Genomic DNA, 22665 nt, shown 5'->3' on the forward strand with positions numbered 1-22665 from the left:
CGCCGGGCTTGGGAAGTACCGTCCGGCACTTGCGGCCCGCAGGCTCCCGGCGTCCGGCGCGGGCGAACGGCTGCAGCGGGCGGACGGGTCGGCTGGTCCTCCACAGGAACGTCCCCGCCCGTCGTCGTCCACACGTGCGGCACCGGCGTGCCGCACCGGGCGACGGTCCGGGCCAGGGTGCCGCCATGCCGACCAGTGCAGCGACCAGCGTCCTCGTCGTGACCGGCCGGGACGACCTCGCCGAGCGCGTCGAGCGGCTCGTCGGCGCGGTGGGGCTGACGGCGCACCGGGTCCGGGACGTCGAGTCGGCCGGCTCCCGGTGGCGGGACGTGCCGCTCGTGCTGCTGGACGAGGAGGCCGCCGCGGCGGGCGTGCCGGTCCGCCGGACGGGCACGCTGCTCGTCGACGACGGCGCCGGCGAGAGCGTCTGGCGCCGAGCCGTCGAGGTGGCGGCGGAGGCGGTCGTGCGGCTGCCGGCCGACGAGGCGTGGCTGCTGGAGCGGCTCGCCGCGGCAGCGGACGGCGACCGGCCGGCGGGACGGGTCGTCGGGGTCGTCGGGGGCCGGGGCGGCGCGGGCGCCTCCACCCTCGCGGCCGGGCTGGCCGCGACCGCCGCCGCCAGCGGCCGGGACGTCCTGCTCGTGGACGCCGACCCGGACGGCGGGGGCCTGGACCTGCTGCTGGGGGCCGAGGAGGAGCCCGGCCTGCGGTGGGAGGACCTGCACGGCGTCCGCGGCGCACTGCGTGCCTCGGTGCTGCGGGACGGGCTGCCGGCGGTGGCCGGCCTCCGTCTGCTGTCCTTCGGCCGGGACCCGGGCCGGACCCGAGTCGGCATCGAGGCGGTCGAGGCCGTGCTCGACGCCGCCCGCCGGGGCGCCGACCTCGTCGTGGTGGACCTGCCCCGCGCGGACGACGAGCTGCGCTCGGCAGTGCTCTGGCGGCTCGACGTCCTCGTCGTGGTCGTCCCCGCCGAGGTCCGGGCCGCGGCCGCGGCGGCCCTGCTCGTCGCCCGGTTGCGCGCCAGGGTGCCGGACGTGCGGCTGGTCGTGCGCGGACCGGCGCCGACCGGGGTGGCCGCGGACGTCGTCGCCGAGGCGGTCGGCGTGCCGGTCACCCTGCTCGGTCCCGACGAGCCCCAGCTGGCCGCGGACGCCGACCACGGCCGGGTCCCTGCCCTGGACCGGCCCCGCAGCGGCTTCGCCCGCTTGTGCCGCCGGCTGCTGGCCGACGTCCACGCCGCGCCGGCCCGGGCGGCGTGAGCCGGCGACGCGGCCCGGTCCCCGCGGGCGTGCTCGAGGAGGTCCGTGCCCGGCTGGCGACCCCCGGCGACGGGCCCGCCCGTCCGGTCGACGCGAGAGCGGTCGAGGACTCGGTGCGGGCGGTGGAGCCGCTGCTGGGCGCCCGCGGGGTGCTCGAGGCCGTCGACGCCGTGACCGCGGAGGTGGTGGGAGCGGGGCCCCTGCAGCGGCTCCTCGACGAGCCCGGAGTCACCGACGTCCTGGTCAACGGCCCGGCGGAGGTGTGGGTCGACCGCGGGGAGGGCCTGCACCGGGTCGACCTGCGGCTCGGGGACGAGGCCGCCGTCCGCTCGCTCGCCACCCGGCTCGCGGCGGCCGCCGGGCGCCGGCTGGACACCGCCAGCCCGTTCGTCGACGCCCGGTTGCCGGACGGCGTCCGGCTGCACGCGGTGCTGCCCCCGGTGAGTCCGGCCGGCACGCTGGTCTCGCTGCGGGTGCCCCGCCGCAGGGCGTTCACGCTGAGTGCGCTCGCGGACGCCGGGACGGTGCCGGTGCCGTGGCTGCCGGTGCTCGAGGCGCTGGTGCGGCGGCGGTTGTCGTTCCTCGTCAGCGGCGGCACCGGCACCGGCAAGACCACTGTGCTGTCCACCCTGCTCGGGCTCGTCGCTCCCGGCGAGCGGATCGTGCTCGTCGAGGACTCCGGGGAGCTGCTCCCGGACCACCCGCACGTCGTCCGGCTGGAGACCCGGCACGGCAACGTCGAGGGGGCAGGCGCCGTCGGGCTGGAGGACCTCGTCCGCCAGGCGCTGCGGATGCGCCCGGACCGGATCGTCGTCGGGGAGTGCCGCGGCGCGGAGGTGCGCGAGCTGCTGACGGCGCTCAACACCGGCCACGAGGGCGGCTGCGGGACCGTGCACGCGAACGCCGCGCCCGACGTGCCGGCCCGGCTCGAGGCGCTCGGGGCGCTGGCCGGGATGGACCCCCGCGCGCTCGCCGCCCAGGCCGCCACCGCGCTGGACGTCGTCCTGCACCTGCACCGCGACCCCGGCGGGCGGCGCCGGCTGGTCGAGGTCGGGCTGGTCCGCCGGGACGGCGACGGGCTGCGGGTGGTGCCCGCCCTGCGCGCACCCGCCGCGGCGTCGGGTGACGGTGTCCCGGTGCTCGGCCCGGGCTGGGACGAGCTCGCCGGTCGGCTCGGTGTGGGGCCGCCGTGAGCGCTGGCCTCGTGGCGGGCCTGCTCGTCCTCGCCGCCGTGGTGGTGGCTCCGGGGTCGACGAGCGAGCGGCTTCGCCGGCAGACGCTCCGGGCCGCGCCGGCGCGCGGGTGGGTGCGGGCCGCCGGCGCGGACGCCGCGGCGTGGGCCCGGGGCCGCCTCCCCGGCGGTCTCGGCGCACGGGCCGGGCCGCTGGACGTCGCCGTCGTCGCCGGTGACCTGGCGGTCCTGCTGCGGGCCGGGCTGGGCCCCGGAGCCGCGTGGACCGCTCTGCTCGACGACACCCGACCCGCCGGGCTGCGGCCCGTGCTGGTCGCCGCCGCCCGGGCAGCGGCGGACGGCGACGACGTCTCGGTGGCGCTCACCGCAGCCGCCGACGACCCCCGCCTCGACCCCGGCGCTGCCACCGCGCTGCGGACCCTCGCCGCCACCTGGCAGGTGTCCCGGCGGACCGGCGCACCCGCCGCGGACGTCCTGCAGCGGTGCGCCCGGTCGCTGCGCGCCGAGGCGGACGCCGAGGACGCCCGGTCCGCGGCGCTGGCGGCACCGCGGGCCACAGCCAGGGTGCTGACCGTGCTGCCGTTCGCCGGCCTGGGCCTGGGCGTGCTCCTCGGGGTGGACCCGGTCGGTGTGCTGCTCGGCTCCGCAGCGGGGCGGGTGAGCGCGGCCGTGGGCGCCGGCTGCACGCTGGCCGGCTGGTGGTGGACCTCGAGGCTGCTCGCCGCCGCGCGCCGGGCAGGGGACGCCGAACCGACCGGAGCCGTCCGGTGAGCGGCGCGGCGCTGGCAGCCGGGCTGCTCGTCCTCGCGGCGACGCTGCTGGTACCGGACGGTGGGGCCCTCGCCCGCCGGCGGCTGCGGGCGGCGCCTCCGAGGACCGGAGCCCGGACCGGTCGGGCTGGGCGCGCCGGGTACGGCGGGCTGCGCCGTGTCCGGAAGCCGCCGGGGAGCGACCCGGCGACGGTGCTCGACCTCGTGGCCGCGGCGCTGTCGGCGGGGCTCCCGCCGGCGCAGGCCGTCGAGGTGGTCGCTGCCGCCGTGCCCCCCGGGGACGGTGACCGTCTGCGGGAGGTCGCCGGGCGGATGCGGGTGGGAGCGAGCACGGACGAGGTCTGGGCCGGGACGCCGGGGAGGCTGGCGCCGCTGCGCCGGGCCCTGACGTTGTCGGCCCGGACTGGGGCTCCGGCCGCGGAGCTGCTGACCGAGGAGGCCGCGGAGCTGCGCCGCCGGCGGGCTCGGGCGGCTGAGGCCGCTGCCCAGCGGCTCGGCGTCCGGGTGGTGCTGCCGCTCGGCCTGTGCGCCCTGCCGGGTTTCGCGGCGTGGGGCGTCGTACCGGTCGTGCTGGGCCTGGCCGCCGACGCGCTCGGCGGGTGAGGGCCCGGTGGCTCCCCGCCTGGTCCCGCCGCAGGCACTGGTCCTCCACAGGCGCTCCTGGTGAGGCGTCGTCCACCGCCGCGGCGTGCTCCCTGGCCCGGGCGGCGGTGCCCGCGCAGGCTCGGCGGCAGCGGTTTCCACCCAGTGGCCGGCGTGGCCGGCGGAGAGGAGCACTGATGCAGAGCACGGTGTGGCAAGACGAGGTGTGCCAGGACGACGTGTGCGAGGACGACGTGTGCGAGGACGACGTGTGCCAGGACGACGAGGTGTGGGACGACGAGCTGCCCACAGCCGGGGTCGACCAAAACACGACCGGCCGGGACGCCGGGATGGCCACGGCGGAGTACGCGATCGCGACGCTGGCCGCTTGCGGTTTCGCCGGGCTACTCGTCGTCATCCTGCGGGGGGACGAGGTGCGCGAGCTGCTGCTCGGCATCGTGCAGCGTGCGCTCACGCTGTGACGACGTGCCCCCGTACCCGGGCGACGTGCATCCACCGCGCGAACGGCGTCCCGGGAACCAGCGTGGTGGCGTGACGGCGGAGCTGGCCGTGGCCCTGCTCGGCGTCGTCACGCTCCTCGGTGGGCTGTTCTCCGTGGGGACGGTGGCCCTCGAGCAGGTCCGGGTCACCGACGCGGCCCGGGTCGGTGCCCGCGCCGTCGCGCGGGGAGAGCCGGCCACCACCGTCGCCGCGCTCAGCGAGCGCGCCGCCGGCCGCCCGGTCACGGTGGCGGTCGGCGCGGACGGGGACCTGGTCCGGGTGACGGTCACCGGCCGGGTGCGGCTGGCGCTACCCGGTGCTCCGTCGCTGGAGGTGACCGGGACGGCGTCCGTGCCGGCGGAGCAGACGGCGGTCACCCGGTGAGCCGGGACCCGTGCCGTGACGCGGGGAGCGGCACGGTGCTGGTCCTGGCGCTCGTCGCGGTCGTCGCCGCGACGGTCCTCGCCGTCTCGGCCGTCGGTGCGGCGGTGGTGCTGCGGCACCGGGCCGAGGCGGCGGCGGACCTGGCCGCCCTGGCGGGCGCGGACGTGGCGACCGGGAGGGTCCCCGGCTCCCCGTGCGTCCGCGCCGGCCGGGTCACCGCCGTCAACGGCGCCCGGCTCACCGGCTGCTGGGTGCAGGGCGAGGAGGTGGTCGTCGAGGTCGCCGTGCGTCCCGGGTCGGCGGGGCCGTTCGCGGGCCTCACCGGCGCGGCACGCGCCTCCGCTCGCGCCGGCCCGGGTGAGGCGACTCCGACGGCGCGGTGACGAGTGGAGCCTGCGTCAGCCCTGCCGGCGCGGCTCGTCGTACCACGAGCCGTCGTCCCCAGGGGAGGTGCCGCCCGGGCCGGGGTCCCGGGGTGCCACCGGCCGGGACGTGTCCCGCTGGCTCCCGGAGTCCGCCACGGGGGCGGGTCGGGTGTCCTTGCCCGTTGCGGCATGCTCGGGCTGCGGGTCGGTGCGCTTCCGTTCCACTTTCTGGAGTCGCTTGAGCTCCCTGCGCTGCTCGGTCCGGCGCCGGGTGCCGGCGCGCAGCGACACCAGCGCCAGCCCGAGGAGCAGCATCGCCAGTGCTCCGAGCAGGAACACCCCCAGCGCGGTTGGCTCCCAGGCGAGGCTCAGCGCCTCCCACTCCATCCGAACCGTCTCGGTCCCGGCGACGACGACGAACACGACGACGGCCGCGACCGCGACCAGCAGCAGGGCGGCAAGGACGATCATGGCGGCTCCTCGGGCGACGGTCCGACCGCCCCCCAGGTGGGTCGGCGGTCTTCACGTTCGAGGCTAGTCCTGCGGGGCCGGATCGGCCCGCCGGACGACGTCCGGGGCGGCGGCCAGCGTCGCGGTCAGCAGCCGCAGTGCGCCGGCCTTGTCGAGGGGGGAGTTGCCGTTGCCGCACTTCGGCGACTGGACGCAGGACGGGCAGCCCGTCTCGCACTCGCACGCAGCCACCGCGTCGGCCGTGGCCGTCAGCCAGCGCACCGCGGTGTCGAAGCCCCGCTCGGCGAAGCCGGCGCCGCCCGGGTGCGCGTCGTGCACCACGACGGTCGGCAGCCCCGTGTCGGGGTGGACCGCGGTGGAGACCCCGCCGAGGTCCCAGCGGTCGCACGTCGCGAACAGCGGCAGCATCCCGATCGCGGCGTGCTCGGCGGCGTGCACGGCACCCGGCACGTCCGCCGGCGGCACCCCGTGGCGCTCGAGCAGTCCCGGCGGCAGCGTCCACCACACCGCGGTGGTGCGCAGCGTCCGCGCCGGCAGGTCCAGCGGCTCCTCCCCGAGCACGTCCCCGGTGACGACCTGACGGCGCAGGAACGAGGTGACCCGGCTCGTCACGTCCACGGTCCCCAGCGACACCCGCACCGGCCCCCAGGCGACGGACCGCTGCTCGGCCACGAGCGCCACCTCGGTCGTCTCCCGGGCCTGGGTGGTCCAGTCGGGGTCGTCGGCGTGGACCAGCGCGACGGCGTCCGCCAGGTCGAGCGTCTCGACGACGAACGTCTGGCCCTGGTGCAGGTACACCGCGCCGGCGTGCACGGTGTGGTGGGCCGCGGCGGCGTCCACGCTGCCCAGCACCCGTCCCGTGCCGGCCTCCACCACCCGCACCGGCTCGCCGCCGACGCCGCGGAGGTCGGCCAGGTCGGACGCCCGGTCCGGGCGCGTCCAGTACCAGCCGGTGGGCCGTCGTCGCAGCAGACCCCGGGCGACCAGGACGTCGATGACGGCCTCCGCCGTCGGCCCGAACAGGTCGAGGTCCGCGTCGGTGAGCGGCAGCTCGGCCGCGGCCGCGCACAGGTGCGGGGCGAGCACGTGGGGGTTGGCCGGGTCGAGCACGGTCGCCTCTACCGGGCGGGCGAACACGGCGTCCGGGTGGTGCACCACGTAGGTGTCGAGCGGGTCGTCGCGGGCCACGAGGACGGCGAGCGCGTCCTGGCCCGCCCGTCCGGCGCGGCCGGCCTGCTGCCACACCGACGCCAGGGTGCCCGGCCAGCCCGCGAGCAGGACGGCGTCCAGCCCGGACAGGTCCACGCCGAGCTCGAGAGCGTTCGTACTGGCCACCCCGAGCAGCTCACCGGAGCGCACCGCGCGCTCCAGGGCGCGCCGCTCCTCCGGCAGGTACCCGGCCCGGTAGGCGGCGACCCGCGCGGGCAGCGCCGGGTCCACCTCGGCCAGCTGCCGCCGGGCGGTCATCGCGACGGACTCGGCGCCCTTGCGGGACCGGACGAAGGCGAGGGTCCGGACGCCGCCGACGACGAGGTCCGTGAGCAGGTCGGCGGTCTCGGCCGTCGCGCTGCGCCGGGTCGGGGCCCCGTCCTCCCCGCCCCCGGGCTGCAGCGGCGGCTCCCAGAGCAGGAAGCGGGTCGCGCCGCGGCGTGAGGTGTCCTCGGTGACCGCCCGGACCGGCCGCCCGACGAGCCGTTCGGCGGTGCGCCCCGGGTCGGCGGTCGTCGCGGAGGCGAGCACGAACACCGGGTCGGCGCCGTAGCGGGCGGCCACCCGTCGCAGTCGGCGCAGCACGGCTGCGACGTGGGAGCCGAACAGTCCCCGGTACTGGTGGCACTCGTCGACGACGACGTACCGCAGCGCCCGCAGGAACGAGGCCCAGCGGGCGTGGCCGGGCAGCATCGAGTGGTGCAGCAGGTCGGGGTTGCTCAGCACGTAGCCGGCGTGGTCCCGGATCCAGCGCCGCTGCGCCGGCGGGGTGTCGCCGTCGTAGGTCGCGGCCCGCACGCCCGGTACGGCCAGGGTGTCGACGGCTGCCAGCTGGTCGGCGGCCAGCGCCTTGGTCGGGGCGAGGTAGAGCGCCGTGGCGGCGCGGCCGCTGGGGGCGCGGGACCCCTCGGCGACCGCGGTCAGCGCCGGCAGCAGGTAGACGAGGGACTTCCCCGACGCCGTGCCGGTCGCCACGACGACGTCGTGCCCCGCGTGGGCCAGCTCCGCGCCGTCCACCTGGTGGCGCCACGGGCGGTGCACCCCCTGCCGGCCGAGGCCGGCGATAAGGGCCGGGTCCGTCCACGCCGGCCAGGCGGAGTGCACGCCGTCCCGGCCCGGCACCACGTGCTCGTGCAGCACCCGGTCCCGCCGTCCCGGCGCGGCGAGCAGCCGCTCGACGACGTCCGCCGTCGGCGGCGACCCCGCAGCGGGCAGCGAGCTGGTCACCACCGCAGTGTCCGTGGCCGCGCCGCCACCACGCGCGGCGGGTCGTCCGGAGGTGCCACCGAGAGGTCCCGGTGGTTGAATGCGGCCGACCCAGCGTGCCGATGAGGGAGACACCAGTGGACCTGTCCGTCACCAGCCGGGAGCAGGGGGGCCGGACCGTCGTCGAGGTCAGCGGGGAGATCGACGTCTACACCGCGCCGGTCCTGCGGGAGCGCTTGAACGACCTCGTCGGCGAGGGGCACCACCACCTCGTCGTCGACATGGAGAAGGTCGACTTCCTCGACTCCACCGGGCTCGGCGTCCTCGTCGGCGGACTCAAGCGGGTGCGCTCCCACGACGGGTCCCTGCACCTGGTGTGCACCCAGGAGAAGATCCTCAAGGTCTTCCGGATCACCGGGCTGACCAAGGTGTTCCCGATCCACGACAGCGTGGACGCCGCGGTGGCGGCGTCCGGCGGACAGTCCGGCTCGGCCGGCGCCGAGTCCGGCTCGTCCGGCTCGTCCGGCTCGTCCGGCGCCTGACCGGGACGCCCGTGCCCCGAGTCCACCTCGCCTTCACCGCGCTGCCCGAGCACGTCCGCACCGCTCGCCTCGTCGCCACCGCCGTCGCGCGTCGCCTCACCGTCGACGTGGAGCAGCTCGAGGAGATCCGGCTGGCCGTCGGCGAGGCGTGCGCCCGTGCCGTGCGCCGCAGCGCCGCCCTGGACCGGGTCGGCGTCGTGACCGTAGACCTGCACGACGACGGCGGCCGACTCGTCGTCGAGGTCACCGACGACGCCGGCGCGGACGCCGCTGCCGACGACCTCGCGCTCACGCTGCTCGCCGGGCTCGCCCCCGCCGTCGCCGTCGAGGACGGCCCCGGGGGCCCCGGTGGCCGGCTGCGCCTGGACTGGCCCGCCGGCACCGTCTGACCGCTGCGACCCGCTGCGACGGGTGTGACGCGTCCCGCACGCCCGTGGTGTTCCGTGGGTCACAGGGGGTGCGTAGACTCCGCCGCGTTCCCGGCCTGGCGCGCACTGGAGCGCGTGGGCGGCCGTGTGTGACGTCGAGGAGGACGGATGCTCGGGCTCTCACCCCTGACCACCAGGGGGGTGCCCGCGTCCGTGGGCACCCCCGACGTCGCCCTGACCGGCGGCAACTACACACTTGTCGTACTCGTCGCCGTCGTCGCCGCCGTGGCCCTGGTGATGGGGGTCGTCTTCCGTCGCCAGGTGCTCGCGGCCGGTGAGGGGACGGCCCGGATGCAGGAGATCGCCCGCGCCGTCCAGGAGGGAGCCAGCGCCTACCTCAACCGCCAGTTCCGCACCCTCGCCGTGTTCGTCGTCCTGGTGTTCGGGCTGCTCTTCCTGCTGCCCGGTGACGGGGACATCCGGCTCGGCCGCTCCATCTTCTTCGTCCTCGGCGCCGTGTTCTCCGCCGCGATCGGCTACCTGGGGATGTCCCTGGCCGTGCGGGCCAACGTCCGGGTGGCGGCCGCCGCCCGCGAGCCGGGCGGCCGGGACGCGGGGATGCGGATCGCCTTCCGCACCGGTGGCACCGTCGGGATGGCCACGGTGGGCCTCGGCCTGCTCGGCGCGGCCGTCGTCGTCCTGATCTACAAGGGCGACGCGCCCGCCGTCCTGGAGGGCTTCGGCTTCGGAGCCGCGCTGCTCGCGATGTTCATGCGGGTCGGCGGCGGGATCTTCACGAAGGCCGCGGACGTCGGGGCCGACCTGGTCGGCAAGGTCGAGCAGGGCATCCCCGAGGACGACCCGCGCAACGCGGCGACGATCGCCGACAACGTCGGGGACAACGTCGGCGACTGTGCCGGCATGGCTGCGGACCTCTTCGAGTCCTACGCGGTCACGCTCGTCGCCGCCCTCATCCTCGGCAAGGCCGCCTTCGGCGACGAGGGCCTCGTCTTCCCGCTGCTCGTGCCCGCGATCGGTGCCCTCACCGCGATCCTCGGAGTGTTCATCACCCGGCCCCGGGTCGGTGAGAGTGGCCTGACGGCGATCAACCGGGGCTTCTACATCTCGGCCGCGGTGGCGGCCGTCGCCTCCGCCGTGCTCGCGTACGTCTACCTGCCCGCCACCTTCGCCGAGCTCGGCAACGTCTCCGACGAGATCGCCGCGCTGAGCGGCGACCCGCGGCTCGTCGCCACCGGCGCCGTCGTCATCGGCGTCGTCCTGGCCGGGATCATCCTGTGGCTCACCGGCTACTTCACCGGCACCACCTCCCGGCCCACCAAGGACGTGGCCCGCACCGCGCTGACCGGTCCGGCCACCGTCGTGCTCTCCGGTTTCGGCGTCGGCCTGGAGTCGGCCGTCTACACCGCCGCGATCATCGCGGGTGCCGTCTACCTCGCCTTCCTCCTCGGCGGCGGGTCGGTGATCCTGTCGCTGTTCCTCATCGCGCTGGCCGGCACCGGCCTGCTCACCACGGTCGGTGTCATCGTCGCGATGGACACCTTCGGCCCGGTGAGCGACAACGCCCAGGGCATCGCCGAGATGTCCGGCGACGTCGACGGCGAGGGCGCCCAGATCCTCACCGAGCTGGACGCGGTCGGGAACACGACGAAGGCGATCACGAAGGGCATCGCGATCGCGACGGCGGTGCTCGCCGCGACCGCCCTGTTCGGGTCCTACAACGACGCCGTGGTCACCGCCCTGCGCTCGGCCGGCGAGGACGCCCGGACGGCGATCGACGGCTACCAGATCGTGTCGCCGAACGTGCTCGTCGGCCTCATCCTCGGCGCCGCCGTCGTGTTCCTGTTCTCCGGCCTGGCGATCAACGCGGTGACCCGCGCCGCGGGCGCGATCGTGTTCGAGGTGCGCCGTCAGTTCCGGGAGATGCCCGGGATCATGGACGGCACCCAGAAGCCGGAGTACGCGCGCGTCGTCGACATCTGTACCAAGGACTCCCTGCGCGAGCTCGCCACTCCTGGCCTGCTCGCGGTGCTCGCGCCGGTGGCCGTCGGGTTCGGTCTCGGGTTCGGCGCGCTGGCCGGTTACCTCGCCGGGGCGATCGGCACCGGGGTGCTCATGGCCGTCATGCTCGCCAACTCCGGCGGCGCCTGGGACAACGCCAAGAAGATCGTCGAGGACGGTCACTACGGCGGCAAGGGCTCGGCGGCCCACGCGGCGGCGGTCATCGGCGACACCGTCGGCGACCCGTTCAAGGACACCGCCGGCCCGGCGATCAACCCGCTGATCAAGGTGATGAACCTCGTATCGGTGCTCATCGCGCCCGCCGTGGTCACGCTGAGCATCGGCGACTCCGCCAACGACGGGCTCCGGCTGCTCATCGCCGGCCTGGCGGCGGCGGTCGTCGTCGCCGCGGTGGTCGTGTCGAAGCGGCGCGACCTGGCCATCGGTGGTGAGGAGCCCGAGCCCGTCGAGTCCCGCGAGGCCCGCCTCTGAGCACGGCACGGGCTTGACCGTGCTCCGGCTGGACAGTCTGCGGGCCGGTCAGCTCGTCCGGGGAGTGCTGGCCGACCAGGTCGTCACCGTGGTGTCGGTGGAGCCGCACGGCGACTCGGTGGTCACGCTGACCTACCGGGACGCGCAGGGGCGGCTCGGTGAACGGCTGCTGTTCCGGGACGACGAGGCGTCCCTGGCGGTCGTGGCGCAGCGTCGCGGCTTCACGTTCGACGGAGACGGGCACCTCCTGCCGCGCCAGCCGCTCCGCTTGGTCCTCGCCGACGACCCCGGCGCCGGCAAGACGATCATGGCTGGCTCGTACATCAAGGAGCGACACCTCCTGCTGATGACCGGGATGCCGCACAGACGCGGGCAGTGTTCGACTGGCAGCGTGGCGAGCCGCCGCTCGGCCACGAGGTAGGTATGAATCGACCTGACATGTGATACACAACTGGCTGTTCGTTATCACTCGCTGAGGTGAGGGAGAGGTAGGTATCAGTGCGTACCGACCTCTTCGACGCTTCGCGCCGACGCCACGTCGTCCGGGCGGAGGGCGGCTACCAGGCGTTCGTGCCTCCGCCGCTGCCTCCGGACCTGACCATGACCCCCGACCTCCTCCGACTCAACTCCAAGGCGGACCGGGCAGTCGGCCTGCTGTCCGGTGTCTGCCAGACGCTGCCCAACCCGTACCTGCTCTCGCGTTCGCTGATGCGGCGCGAGTCGGTGCTGTCGAGCCGGATCGAGGGGACGCAGGCGTCGCTGTCCGACCTGCTGATCTACGAGGCGAGGGGGGAGCCCGCCGGGCCTGGCACCGACGACGTTCGGGAGGTGGCCAACTACGTCGCCGCCATGGAGTACGTCCTCGACCCCGATCGCCGGCTGCCGCTGAGCCTGCCGCTGCTGCGGGAGGCGCACCGGATCCTGATGACGGGTGTGCGTGGCCACCACGCGGCTCCCGGCCAGTTCCGGACCTCGCAGAACTGGATCGGCTCCCCCGGGTCGGCGATGGTCGACGCGACCTACGTCCCGCCGCCGCCGGAACGGCTGCGGGAGACCCTGGACGCCTTCGAGACGTACCTGCACCGCGAGCACGACCTGCCTCCGCTGGTGGAGATCGCCTGCATTCACTACCAGTTCGAGGCCATCCACCCGTTCGTCGACGGCAACGGCAGAGTCGGCCGGCTGCTGATCGGCCTGCTCCTCATCGAGTGGGGACTGCTGCCGTTGCCGTTGCTGGACCTGTCGGCGTACATCGAACCGAGACGGCCTGCTTACTACGCCGGGTTGCTGGGAGTGTCGGCCCGCGGGGACTGGGCGGGCTGGGTGCGGTTCTTCCTCGCCGCCGTCGAGACCCAGTCGGCCAGCGTGGTGCAGCGGGCCCAGCGAATGCAGCAGCTACGCGACGACTACCGCGCGCGGCTGTCCACCGCGCGGTCCTCCGGCCTGGCGCTCAAGCTGGTCGACGCACTGTTCGAGAGCCCGGTGATGACGATCAACCGCGCGATGGCCATCACCGAGATAACGCACCGTGCGGCGACGCTCAACGTCGAGAAGCTCGTTGCGGCCGGCATCCTGCGGGAGCTGTCCCGGCCGGCGCGGCCCCGAGTCTTCCTCGCGGACGACGTCATCGCGGCCATCGAGGGCAGGCCGGACGTCCCCGAGGGCGCGGACGTGAACCTGGTCGACCATCCTGAGGGCACGCAGTGGGAGCCGGTGTGACCGCATACCGTCGGAAGCTCATCGAGGTGGCGCTGCCGCTCGACGCCATCAACCGCGAGTCGGCCCGGGAGAAGTCGATCCGGCACGGCCACCCTGGACGCTGCACCTGCGGTGGGCCCGCCGACCGCTCGCGGCGTGCCGGGCTGCTGTTCGCGCGGCTGGTCGACGACCCCTCCGCCCGGCCGGAGCCACGGCCTAGGAGGGCTACCGCCGGTCATTTCCGATCACCAGCAGCGTGTGACCTCGTGCCTGCGGCGCGCGCTCGTGGTGTCGCTCGTGTCCTGGTCGGGCAGGACAGGGCATGACGACGGGCGGAGGCACCGCGTCCGGGCCCCGTCCGGCACGCCGTCGGTGAGCTCGTCAGCTGCGCCTTCTAGCTGGGGCAGTGGGTCGGGACGGCGGCGCTCGCCGGGCTCGCTCTGGCGCCCCGGACGACGAGGTGCCCGCCGGAACACGGAACGGACCGGGCAGGTCGAACGCCTCTCGCTGCGCCGCTCTCGAAGCTTGAGCACGGTCGAAGTGTGCCCTGAGGTATTGCGTGCCGCGTGCGCGAAGGGCTAACCTGACGCAACCGTCAATTCCGTGTGGCCTAGCGTCCCGTGACCTCCAGGAGCCCTCGTGCGCTTCACCGACGAGCACCGCGCCTTCCGACAGCTGGTCCGCGACGTGGTCGAGAAGGAGATCGCTCCCCACGTGGACGAGTGGGAACGGGCTGGGACCTTCCCGGCGCACGAGCTGTTCCCGAAGCTCGGCGAGCTGGGGCTGCTGGGGCTCGAGTACGACCCCGAGTACGGGGGACAGGGCGCTGAGCACCTCTACTCCGTGATCCTCGCTGAGGAGCTGCACCGGTCCGGGTGCTCGGGGGTCCCGATGGCGATCGGCGTGCAGACGATGATGGCCACGCCGTCGCTGCACGAGTTCGGCAGCGACGAGCTCAAGCGGCGTTACCTGGAACCGGCTGTCCGCGGCACGGCGGTCTGCTCCATCGCCGTCACCGAAGCCGGCGCCGGCTCGGACGTGGCCGGTCTGCGCACCCGAGCCGTGCGCGACGGTGACGAGTGGGTGATCAACGGCAGCAAGCTCTACATCACCAACGGCACCCAGGCCGACTGGTTGTGCCTCCTGGCGCGCACCTCCGACGAGGGCGGCTATCGCGGCATGTCGCAGATCATCGTGGAGACCAGCACGCCTGGATTCTCGGTCTCCCGCAAGCTCGACAAGCTCGGTAACCGCTCGTCGGACACCGCGGAGCTGTTCTTCGACGACGTCCGGGTGCCCGTGAGCAACACGATCGGTGAGATCGGCCGCGGCTTCCAGCAGCAGATGGCGCAGTTCGTCGTGGAGCGCATGTTCGCGGCCTACGGGGCTGTCGGCAGCTGCCGCTGGGCGCTCGAGCGCACCCGCGACTACCTGCTGCAGCGGGAGACGTTCGGGCGGCCGCTGCTGGCCAACCAGTACGTGGGTTTCCGACTGACCGAGCTCTCCGCCCAGGTGGAGCTGCTGCAGTCGCACAACTACGCCTGTGCCCAGGCGTACATGGACGGCGAGGACATCACCCGGGCGGCCACGGTGGCCAAGCTCACCGCCGGCCGGCTGCTGCGCGAGGTGGCCGACACCTGTCTGCAGTTCCATGGCGGCATGGGGTACATGGAGGAGACCTGGACCTCTCGGTTCTTCCGCGACTCCCGGCTGGCCTCCATCGGCGGCGGCGCCGACGAGGTCATGCTGCAGGTGCTGGCCCGGATGGACGGGTTCACGGCATGACGGCCGGAGGTAGCCCGCTGCTGGAGCAGCTCGTCGGGGACTTCGAGGCCGAGTGCGCCGACCTGGACGCCAGGGTCTCCCCGTTGGACACCGGCGCATGGGGCACTCCGACCCCGGCGACCGGCTGGGACATCCGCGACACCATCAACCACCTGGCCTTCTTCGACGCCGACGCCCTGCTGGCCGTGACCGACCCGGACGCCTTCAGCGCACTGGTGCAGCGCGTGACCGTGGCCGGCAACGACTACGTCGAGCAGCGCGCGCTCGAGGGCCGCTCCTTCGACCCCGCCCAGGTCCTGGACCGCTGGCGCACCGGACGGGTCGCGCTGGCGGCGGCACTGCGCGGCATGGACCCCGGGGCCCGCGTGCCCTGGTTCGGCCCCCCCATGAGCCCGGCCTCGTTCGTCACTGCGCGGCTGATGGAGGTCTGGGCTCACGGGCAGGACGTCGTCGACGCTCTCGGGCAGCAGCGCCCTGCAACATCTCGGCTGCGTGCGGTGGCCGATCTCGGCTACCGAACCCGCGCCTTCTCCTACGCCGTCCGCGGCGCCGTCATGCCGGAGGCGCCGGTGCGCCTGGAGCTGGCCGGGCCGGAGGGCCAGACCTGGACCTGGGGCCCGCCCGACGCGGCGGACGTCATCAGTGGCCCGGCGCTGGACTTCTGCCTGCTGGTCACCCAGCGCCGGCACCGGGACGACCTGGCGCTGACCGTGCGCGGCGCAGCGGCCCAGGAGTGGGCTGCCATCGCGCAGGCCTTCGCCGGTCCCCCTGGAGCCGGGCGGGAGCCGCTGTCATGACCGCTCCGCTGCGCGTGGCCAACGTCTCCGGGTTCTACGGTGACCGCCTGTCGGCGATGCGCGAGATGCTCGACGGTGGGGACGTCGACGTCCTGACCGGGGACTACCTCGCCGAGCTCACCATGTTCATCCTCGGGCGGCAGCGCGCCACCGACCCGGCCGCGGGGTACGCCCGGTCCTTCCTCACCCAGCTGGAGGAGTGCCTCGGTGACGCTCTGAGCCGCGGGGTGCGGGTCGTCAGCAACGCCGGGGGGCTGAACCCGCAGAGCCTGGCCGACGCGGTGCGTGCCCTCGGTGAACGGCTCGGGGTCCCGGTCCGGGTGGCCACGGTCAGCGGTGACGATCTGCTGCCGCGGCTCTCCCAGCTCAGCTCCGCCGGCCGTCTGCGGACCGGTGACCGGCCACCAGCGGACGACGACGGGACTCCTGGGACCGGGGAGTTCGCCGACACCCTGACTGCCAACGCCTACCTCGGCTGCTGGGGAGTGGTGCGTGCCCTGGAGGCGGGGGCGGACGTCGTCGTCACCGGGCGGATCACCGACGCCAGTCTGGTCGTCGGTCCGGCCGCGTGGCACCACGGCTGGGGCTCCGACGACCTCGACGCGCTGGCCGGTGCCACCGTTGCCGGGCATGTCCTCGAGTGCGGCACACAGGCCACCGGCGGCAACTTCAGCTTCTTCACCGAGCTGCTCGACACGAACCCCGGCGCCCTCGACCGCGTCGGTTTCCCGCTCGCCGAGATCGCTGCTGACGGGACCGCCGTCATCACCAAGCACCCTGGTACCGGGGGAGCGGTCACCGTCGACACGGTCACCGAGCAGCTGCTCTACGAGCTCACCGGCAGTCGCTACGGTGGGCCGGACGTCATCACGCGGTTCGACCGGTTGCAGCTGCGGCAGGTGGGGCCTGACCGTGTCGAGATCACGGGGGCTCGCGGCCTGCCGCCCGAGGGTTGGCTGAAGGTGGCGACCAACCGTCTGGGCGGCTTCCGCAACGCCATGACCCTGCCGCTGGCCGGGCTGGACGTCGAGCGCAAGGCGGAGCTGCTGCGCCGACAGCTGGCCCCGACGTTGGAGGGAGTGGCCGAGGCCGTCGTCACCCTGGCTCGTACGGACTCCCCGGACGCCGGTACGGAGGAGGAGGCCAGCGCCCTGCTGCATGTGGTTGTCAAGGACCCGGACCGGGAGAAGGTCGGCAAGGCGTTCACCGTGCCCGTGATCGAGCTGAGCCTGGCCAGCATCCCCGGCTTCTTCGCCACCAGCGCCCCGCCCAGCCCGTCCGCCTACGGCGTGTACGCCCCGGCCTGGGTGCCGGCCGAGGACGTCGACCAGCTGGTGGGCCTGCCCGACGGCCGCACCGAGACCGTGTCCTCCACGTGGCCACAACCGGGCGACGCGCCGGTCGACGTCCCTGCAGACGCGGTGGACACGGACGTGGACGCTGACGTGGACGTCAGCGGGATGAGGTCGGAAGGACCCACCCGGCGCGTCCCCCTGGGCCTGGTGGCCGGCGCTCGCAGCGGCGACAAGGGCGGCTCGGCGACCCTCGGTGTGTACGCCCGGAGTGCGGAGGCCTACCTATGGCTTTCGGACTTCCTCACCGAGGAGCGGCTCCAGCAGCTGCTGCCGGAGGCGGCCGCCCTGCCGCTGACCCGAGAGCTGCTGCCCGGCCTGAAGGCGGTGCTGTTCCAGATCCACGGCCTCCTCGGCGAGGGCGTCGCCGCCAGCACGCGATTCGACCCCCAGGCCAAGGCCGTCGGTGAGTGGCTGCGGTCACGCCTGGTCGACGTCCCGTCGTCCCTGCTCCCGGAAGGAAGAACGTGACCGTACTCGCCGAGCGCGCTGCGGAGAACCGTGCCGCGCTGCTCGAGCGTCTCGCGGAGCTCGAAGAGCAGCGCGCCCAGGCCAATCTGGGCGGTGGTGAGAGTGCGCTGGCCCGCCACCGCAGTCGCGGCAAGCTCACCGTCCGTGAACGCATCGAGCTCCTGCTCGACCGCGACAGCCCGTTCCTGGAGCTGTCCCCGTACGCCGCCTGGGGCACCGACTTCCCCGTGGGGGCGAGCGTGGTCACGGGTATCGGCGTGGTGGAAGGCGTCGAGGTCATGATCTCGGCGAACGACCCGACCGTGCGCGGGGGAACGACAAACCCCTACACGTTCCGCAAGACCCAACGGGCCCACGAGATCGCCCAGACGAACCGGCTGCCGTTCATCAGCCTTGTCGAGTCCGGGGGCGCGGACCTGCCCACCCAGGCGGAGATCTTCATCCCGGGAGGTCGCGCGTTCCGAAACCTCACCAGGCTGTCCGCCCAGGGCATCCCCACGGTGGCCCTTGTCTTCGGCAACAGCACCGCCGGAGGCGCCTACCTCCCGGGGATGAGCGACCACGTGGTCATGATCGAGGGTCGCAGCAAGGTGTTCCTCGCCGGTCCCCCGCTGGTGAAGATGGCCACCGGCGAGGACGCCGACGACGAGTCCCTCGGCGGGGCGGCGATGCACGCCCGTGTCTCGGGTAGTGCTGACCACCTGGCGGTCGACGAGGTCGACGCGATCCGGCTGGGCCGCCAGATCGTGCGGAACCTGAACTGGCGCAAGGCGGGTCCTGGACCGTCCCGACCGGCTGACCCTCCGCTCCACGACCCCGAGGAGCTCTTGGACCTGGCACCCGCTGACCTGCGCCAGCCTCTCGACCCGCGGGACGTGCTCGCCCGCATCGTCGACGGCAGTCGGTTCGACGAGCACAAGCCGCTCTACGGAACGTCACTCGTGACCGGCTGGGCGAGCATTCACGGGTATCCGATCGGCGTTCTGGCCAACGCCCGTGGCGTGCTGTTCCGGCAGGACGCCGAGAAGGCCGCACAGTTCATCCAGCTGGCCAACCAGGTCGACACCCCGCTGCTGTTCCTGCAGAACACGACCGGCTACATGGTCGGCACCGAGTACGAGCAGGACGGGATCATCAAGGCCGGTTCCCAGATGATCAACGCGGTGTCTAACAGCGCCGTGCCGCACATCACGCTGAACATCGGGGCGTCCTACGGCGCCGGCAACTACGGTATGTGCGGGCGGGCCTACGATCCCCGGTTCCTGTTCACCTGGCCGAACGCCAAGAGCGCGGTCATGGGACCGGCGCAGCTCGCCGGCGTCCTCGACATCGTGGGTCGGGCCAGCGCGCAGGCCCGGGGCCGTGACTACGACGAGGAAGCGGCTGCGGCGATGCGGGCGGCCGTGGAGCAGCAGATCGAGCGCGAGTCGCTCGCCCTGTTCCTGTCCGGACGTCTCTACGACGACGGGATCATCGACCCCCGCGACACGCGAACGGTGCTGGGACTGGCGCTCTCAGCGATCCACAACGCCCCCGTCCGGGGACTTCACGACGGATGGGGGGTGTTCCGGCTATGAGCCCTGTGACCCTGCGCAGCGTCCTGGTGGCCAACCGCGGCGAGATTGCTCGGCGGGTGTTCTCCACCGCTCGTGCCATGGGACTGCGTACCGTCGCTGTGTACTCCGACGCGGACGCCGACGCGCCGTTCGTCGCCGACGCCGACGTCGCGGTCCGACTGCCCGGCAGCACCCCGGCAGAGACCTACCTGCGTGCCGACTCGATCGTGGCGGCTGCACTGCAGGCCGGCGCCGACTGTGTGCACCCGGGCTACGGCTTTCTGTCCGAGAACGCGGACTTCGCCCGGGCGGTGCAGGCGGCTGGACTGGTCTTCGTGGGTCCGAGCGCTGAAGCCATCGAGGCCATGGGCAGCAAGCTGGCCGCCAAGGCCCGCATGCGTGAGGCCGGGGTGCCGACCCTGCCGAGTGTCGACGCCAGCGGTCTGTCCGGACCAGAGCTGGAGAAGGCAGCCGTCGACGTCGGGTACCCCTTGCTGGTGAAGGCCTCCTTCGGTGGGGGCGGCCGTGGGATGCGGGAAGTCAGGGCCCCGGGCGAGCTCACCGAGGCGGTCGAGAGTGCACGCCGGGAGGCGGCGTCGGCCTTCGGGGACGGAACGGTGTTCCTCGAGCGGCTGCTCGAGCGACCCCGTCACGTCGAGGTCCAGGTTCTCGCGGACAGCCACGGACGGACGGTGGCGCTGTTCGAGCGGGAGTGCTCGATTCAACGGCGCCACCAGAAGGTGGTCGAGGAGGCACCGTCTCCGGCGGTGGGCCCGGAGCTGCGGGAGCGCTTGCAGGCCGCCGCGATCGCTGCCGCTCGGTCCATCGACTACGTCGGCGCAGGTACGGTCGAGTTCCTCCTCGACGAAGGAGGCGAGTTCTACTTCCTCGAGGTCAACACGCGACTTCAGGTGGAGCACCCCGTTACCGAGGCGGTCACCGGGCTGGACCTCGTCCGGTTGCAGTTCGACGTCGCTGCCGGCCGGTCGCTGCCCGACCCCGCTCTGCGGCCGGTCCTGAACGGAGCGGCGATCGAGGTTCGTCTCTACGCCGAGGACCCGGCTCGCAACTGGCTGCCCCAGTCCGGGCGACTCGTGGACTTCCACGTGCCCGCCGACTCCCAGTTCCGGCTGCCGGACGGGCCCGGTGTCCGACTGGACAGCGGCGTTGTTCCCGGCGTCGAGGTCGGCGTGCACTACGACCCGATGCTCGCGAAGGTCATCTCCTGGGCTCCGGACCGGACCTCCGCCGCGCTGGCCCTGGCCGGAGCGCTGCAGCGCGCCCGGCTGCACGGCCTGGTCACCAACCGAGATCTCCTGGTGCGCGTGTTGCGGAGTGAGGCCTTCCTCGCCGGCGAGACCGACACCGCGTTCCTGGACCGGCTCGGCCTGGACGTCCTCGCCGCGCCGCTGGTCGATGAGGGGCGGCTCCGTCGGCATGCCGTCGTGGCGGCGCTTGCGGGCGCCGCGCTGCGGCGGGCCACCGCCCCGGTGCTCGCCGGTCTGCCCACCGGCTGGCGCAACAACCCGACAGCGCCCCAGACCACCGTCTTCGACGCCGGTACGGTGCGTTACCGCCTGGACCGGACGGGGCTCACGGCCGACGTCGACGGGACGCCGGTGCCGCTGACGGTGCTCGAGACCGAGGTCCTCGGGTCGACCCGGGTCCGGCTGCAGGTGGAGGCCGAGGGGTTGCGCGGAACGTACGAGGTGCACGTCCACGGCGACCGCTCGTTCGTCGACGCGCCCGACGGCTCGACGACACTGGTCGAACGCCCCCGGTTCCCGGAGCCCACGGCGAAGGTGGCGCCGGGGTCGTTGACCGCTGCGATGCCCGGCACGGTCAGCCGGGTGGCGGTGTCGGAGGGAGAACGGGTCGTCGCCGGCCAGCTGGTACTGGTCCTCGAGGCCATGAAGATGGAGCACCCCGTGGTGTCACCCACGGACGGCGTGGTACAGGCTCTCCACGTCCACGTGGGGACGCAGGTGGAGGCAGGCGCGACGCTGGCCGTCGTCGCCGAGACCGAGGAAGGGAACAGCGATGCGTCCTGATCTGTCGGGGGTCGACCCCCTTGAGCTGAACCTGGCGACGCGGTTGTCGGTAGGTGACATGCTCACCCGCTCGGCCTTCCAGTTCCCGGACCGCACCGCCATCGTGCAGGACGGTGAGGAGGTCACATACGCACGCCTCGACGCCGCCGCCGAGGCCTTCGGTCGAGGCCTGCTCGACACCGGCCTCCAGCACCAGGAGCCCGTTGCCTTTCTGCTGGGGAACTCGTGGCGATTCGTGGCCACCTTCTTCGCCTGCGCCAAGGCGGGGCTCGTCGCCATGCCGGTGAACCTGGTGCTGTCCGCTGACGACGTGGCATGGATCCTGGCCGACTCGGGAGCGCGCGCAGTGGTCGCCGACCCGGCGTTCGTCCCACTCCTCGAGCGGGTACTGCCCGACCTGTCCCAGGTGACCACCGTGGTCGTCACCGGGGATGCGCCCGTCTCGGTGGCCGGGCGTGCCGTGCTGCGCTGGGACGACGTAGCCGCGGACCCGACCCCGCTGCAGGTGGTGGTGGAGGACCGCGACACCGTGCAGTGCCTGTACACCTCTGGCACGACGGCACGTCCTAAGGGCGTGCTGACGAGCCACCTCGCCGTCCACGTGGCGGCGCTGAGCAACGCCCTGGAGCTGGGACATCGGCACGGTCACGACCCCTCGGTGGCCCCGATCGTGCTACCGCTGTTCCACACCACCGCTCTGGACACGCTGCTGCTGCCGGTGCTGCTCACCGGTGGCACCGTGATCCTTCCTGCCGGATTCCAGCCTGAGGCGTATCTCGATCTCGTCGAGAGCCGGCGGGCGACGCACCTGCTGCTGCTGCCGATGATGTGGGCTGCGGTACTGGGCACGCCGAGGCTCGACGAGCGAGACCTGTCCTCGGTGCGGCTGTGCATGTACGCCATGGCGCCGATGCCCCAGGAGCGGATCGGTCAGATCGCCGCCGCCTTTCCCAACGCCGACGTGCTACTTGGCTCCGGGCAAACCGAGTGCGTGCCGGCCACGGTGGTGCAGTGGCCTGCTCACCAGGACACCAAGAGTGCCTCATGGGGCCCGGCGGTGGTCACCGTCGACGCCCGGATCATGGGCCCGGCCGGCGAGCTGGTGCCCCGGGGAGAGACCGGCGAGATCGTCTACCGTGGTCCCCATGTGATGAGCGGCTACTGGAACAACCCTGCGGCGAACACCGCGGCCTTCGCACATGGCTGGTTCCACAGTGGGGACGTGGGCCACATCGACGACGAAGGCGTGGTCTGGTTCACAGACCGGCTCAAGGACATGGTGAAGACCGGTGGGGAGAACGTCTCGTCGGTCGAGGTTGAACGGGTACTGCTGAGCTCTTCGGAGATCACGGAGGCAGCGGTCATCGGGGTACCCGACGACCGGTGGGGCGAGGCCGTCACGGCGGTCGTCGTCGCTGCCGACCCCGCCGTCGACCGTGCCGCTCTCGAGGAGCGGCTCATCGCACTGTGCCGTGAGCACCTGGCCGGCTTCCAGGTCCCGAAGCGGATCGAGGTTCTCTCCGGACTGCCGAAGACGGCGACTGGCAAGATCCAGAAGCACGAGCTACGGGAGCGGTTCCGTGGCTGAGCCGGAG

The 22665-nt window shown here is 73.7% G+C and carries 20 protein-coding genes and 1 pseudogene; 19 read left to right on the plus strand and 2 right to left on the minus strand.

Translation table 11 applies throughout. The features are described 5' to 3' along the window. Positions 1–185: 185 nt before the first annotated feature. From HJG43_01235 to HJG43_01265, 7 genes are all read left to right on the plus strand, one after another. Positions 186–1259: a septum formation initiator gene (locus tag HJG43_01235; protein UER53408.1), complete on the plus strand. Its 1074-nt coding sequence runs from the start codon at positions 186–188 to the stop codon at positions 1257–1259. After that, positions 1256–2452 carry a TadA family conjugal transfer-associated ATPase gene (locus HJG43_01240; protein UER53409.1) on the plus strand — a complete coding sequence of 399 codons (1197 nt, stop codon included), beginning with the start codon at positions 1256–1258 and terminating at the stop codon, positions 2450–2452. Before HJG43_01235 ends, HJG43_01240 begins: the two co-directional genes overlap by 4 nt. Continuing rightward, positions 2449–3222, plus strand: coding sequence for a type II secretion protein F (locus HJG43_01245; GenBank protein UER53410.1), 774 nt, complete (start codon positions 2449–2451; stop codon positions 3220–3222). Before HJG43_01240 ends, HJG43_01245 begins: the two co-directional genes overlap by 4 nt. After that, complete coding sequence (locus HJG43_01250; GenBank protein UER53411.1) at positions 3219–3824, plus strand: type II secretion system F family protein; 606 nt, start codon at positions 3219–3221, stop codon at positions 3822–3824. The genes HJG43_01245 and HJG43_01250 overlap by 4 nt, the downstream gene beginning before the upstream one ends. Positions 3825–4000: 176 nt before the next feature. Continuing rightward, positions 4001–4285 (plus strand): DUF4244 domain-containing protein, encoded by a 285-nt coding sequence (locus HJG43_01255; GenBank protein ID UER53412.1) that lies wholly within the window; start codon positions 4001–4003, stop codon positions 4283–4285. 25 nt (positions 4286–4310) lie between these two features. Beyond that, positions 4311–4688 carry a hypothetical protein gene (locus HJG43_01260; protein ID UER55596.1) on the plus strand — a complete coding sequence of 126 codons (378 nt, stop codon included), beginning with the start codon at positions 4311–4313 and terminating at the stop codon, positions 4686–4688. Continuing rightward, positions 4685–5071: a hypothetical protein gene (locus HJG43_01265; protein ID UER53413.1), complete on the plus strand. Its 387-nt coding sequence runs from the start codon at positions 4685–4687 to the stop codon at positions 5069–5071. The genes HJG43_01260 and HJG43_01265 overlap by 4 nt, the downstream gene beginning before the upstream one ends. Positions 5072–5086: 15 nt before the next feature. On the opposite strand, the gene HJG43_01270 is transcribed toward HJG43_01265, so the two are convergent. Both HJG43_01270 and HJG43_01275 read right to left on the minus strand, forming a co-directional pair. Continuing rightward, complete coding sequence (locus HJG43_01270; GenBank protein UER53414.1) at positions 5087–5524, minus strand: hypothetical protein; 438 nt, start codon at positions 5522–5524, stop codon at positions 5087–5089. 63 nt (positions 5525–5587) lie between these two features. Next, complete coding sequence (locus tag HJG43_01275; GenBank protein UER53415.1) at positions 5588–7963, minus strand: DEAD/DEAH box helicase; 2376 nt, start codon at positions 7961–7963, stop codon at positions 5588–5590. 113 nt (positions 7964–8076) lie between these two features. Between HJG43_01275 and HJG43_01280 the strand changes: the two genes are divergently transcribed. The 12 genes and pseudogenes from HJG43_01280 (at position 8077) to HJG43_01335 (ending at position 22658) form a co-directional block, all read left to right on the plus strand. Then, the gene (locus tag HJG43_01280) at positions 8077–8481 is read left to right on the plus strand and encodes an STAS domain-containing protein (GenBank protein UER53416.1); all 405 of its coding nucleotides are present in this window, start codon (positions 8077–8079) and stop codon (positions 8479–8481) included. Positions 8482–8492: 11 nt separating this feature from the next. Beyond that, entirely contained in the window at positions 8493–8870 is a 378-nt protein-coding gene (locus HJG43_01285; protein ID UER53417.1) for an ATP-binding protein, read from the plus strand. 147 nt (positions 8871–9017) lie between these two features. Further along, a complete protein-coding gene (locus HJG43_01290) occupies positions 9018–11360 on the plus strand; it encodes a sodium-translocating pyrophosphatase (GenBank protein ID UER53418.1) in 2343 nt (780 codons plus the stop codon). A gap of 13 nt (positions 11361–11373) precedes the next feature. After that, positions 11374–11781, plus strand: coding sequence for a hypothetical protein (locus HJG43_01295; GenBank protein UER53419.1), 408 nt, complete (start codon positions 11374–11376; stop codon positions 11779–11781). A 77-nt stretch (positions 11782–11858) separates the two neighbouring features. Beyond that, positions 11859–13079, plus strand: coding sequence for a Fic family protein (locus HJG43_01300; GenBank protein ID UER53420.1), 1221 nt, complete (start codon positions 11859–11861; stop codon positions 13077–13079). Next, positions 13076–13267, plus strand: a pseudogene (locus HJG43_01305) (DUF1156 domain-containing protein). Before HJG43_01300 ends, HJG43_01305 begins: the two are co-directional and overlap by 4 nt. Before the next feature lie 430 nt (positions 13268–13697). Continuing rightward, on the plus strand, positions 13698–14843 hold the full coding sequence (locus HJG43_01310; GenBank protein UER53421.1) for an acyl-CoA dehydrogenase: 1146 nt from the start codon (positions 13698–13700) through the stop codon (positions 14841–14843). Further along, positions 14840–15640: a TIGR03084 family protein gene (locus tag HJG43_01315; protein UER53422.1), complete on the plus strand. Its 801-nt coding sequence runs from the start codon at positions 14840–14842 to the stop codon at positions 15638–15640. The genes HJG43_01310 and HJG43_01315 overlap by 4 nt, the downstream gene beginning before the upstream one ends. Continuing rightward, a complete protein-coding gene (locus tag HJG43_01320; GenBank protein ID UER53423.1) occupies positions 15637–17463 on the plus strand; it encodes a DUF1446 domain-containing protein in 1827 nt (608 codons plus the stop codon). The genes HJG43_01315 and HJG43_01320 overlap by 4 nt, the downstream gene beginning before the upstream one ends. Continuing rightward, entirely contained in the window at positions 17460–19040 is a 1581-nt protein-coding gene (locus HJG43_01325; protein ID UER53424.1) for an acyl-CoA carboxylase subunit beta, read from the plus strand. Before HJG43_01320 ends, HJG43_01325 begins: the two co-directional genes overlap by 4 nt. Next, a complete protein-coding gene (locus HJG43_01330; GenBank protein ID UER53425.1) occupies positions 19037–21070 on the plus strand; it encodes an ATP-grasp domain-containing protein in 2034 nt (677 codons plus the stop codon). The genes HJG43_01325 and HJG43_01330 overlap by 4 nt, the downstream gene beginning before the upstream one ends. Next, positions 21060–22658: an AMP-binding protein gene (locus HJG43_01335; protein ID UER53426.1), complete on the plus strand. Its 1599-nt coding sequence runs from the start codon at positions 21060–21062 to the stop codon at positions 22656–22658. The genes HJG43_01330 and HJG43_01335 overlap by 11 nt, the downstream gene beginning before the upstream one ends. Positions 22659–22665 lie beyond the last annotated feature (7 nt).

The sequence above is a fragment of the Kineosporiaceae bacterium SCSIO 59966 genome, from assembly GCA_020881835.1.
Taxonomy (GTDB): domain Bacteria; phylum Actinomycetota; class Actinomycetes; order Actinomycetales; family SCSIO-59966; genus SCSIO-59966.

Coding starts and splice junctions, on each gene's coding strand:
- HJG43_01235 (UER53408.1), top strand. CDS start 186: ATGCCGACCAGTGCAGCGACCAGCGTCCTCGTCGTGACCGGCCGGGAC.
- HJG43_01255 (UER53412.1), top strand. CDS start 4,001: ATGCAGAGCACGGTGTGGCAAGACGAGGTGTGCCAGGACGACGTGTGC.
- HJG43_01270 (UER53414.1), bottom strand. CDS start 5,524: ATGATCGTCCTTGCCGCCCTGCTGCTGGTCGCGGTCGCGGCCGTCGTC.
- HJG43_01290 (UER53418.1), top strand. CDS start 9,018: ATGCTCGGGCTCTCACCCCTGACCACCAGGGGGGTGCCCGCGTCCGTG.
- HJG43_01315 (UER53422.1), top strand. CDS start 14,840: ATGACGGCCGGAGGTAGCCCGCTGCTGGAGCAGCTCGTCGGGGACTTC.
- HJG43_01320 (UER53423.1), top strand. CDS start 15,637: ATGACCGCTCCGCTGCGCGTGGCCAACGTCTCCGGGTTCTACGGTGAC.
- HJG43_01330 (UER53425.1), top strand. CDS start 19,037: ATGAGCCCTGTGACCCTGCGCAGCGTCCTGGTGGCCAACCGCGGCGAG.
- HJG43_01335 (UER53426.1), top strand. CDS start 21,060: ATGCGTCCTGATCTGTCGGGGGTCGACCCCCTTGAGCTGAACCTGGCG.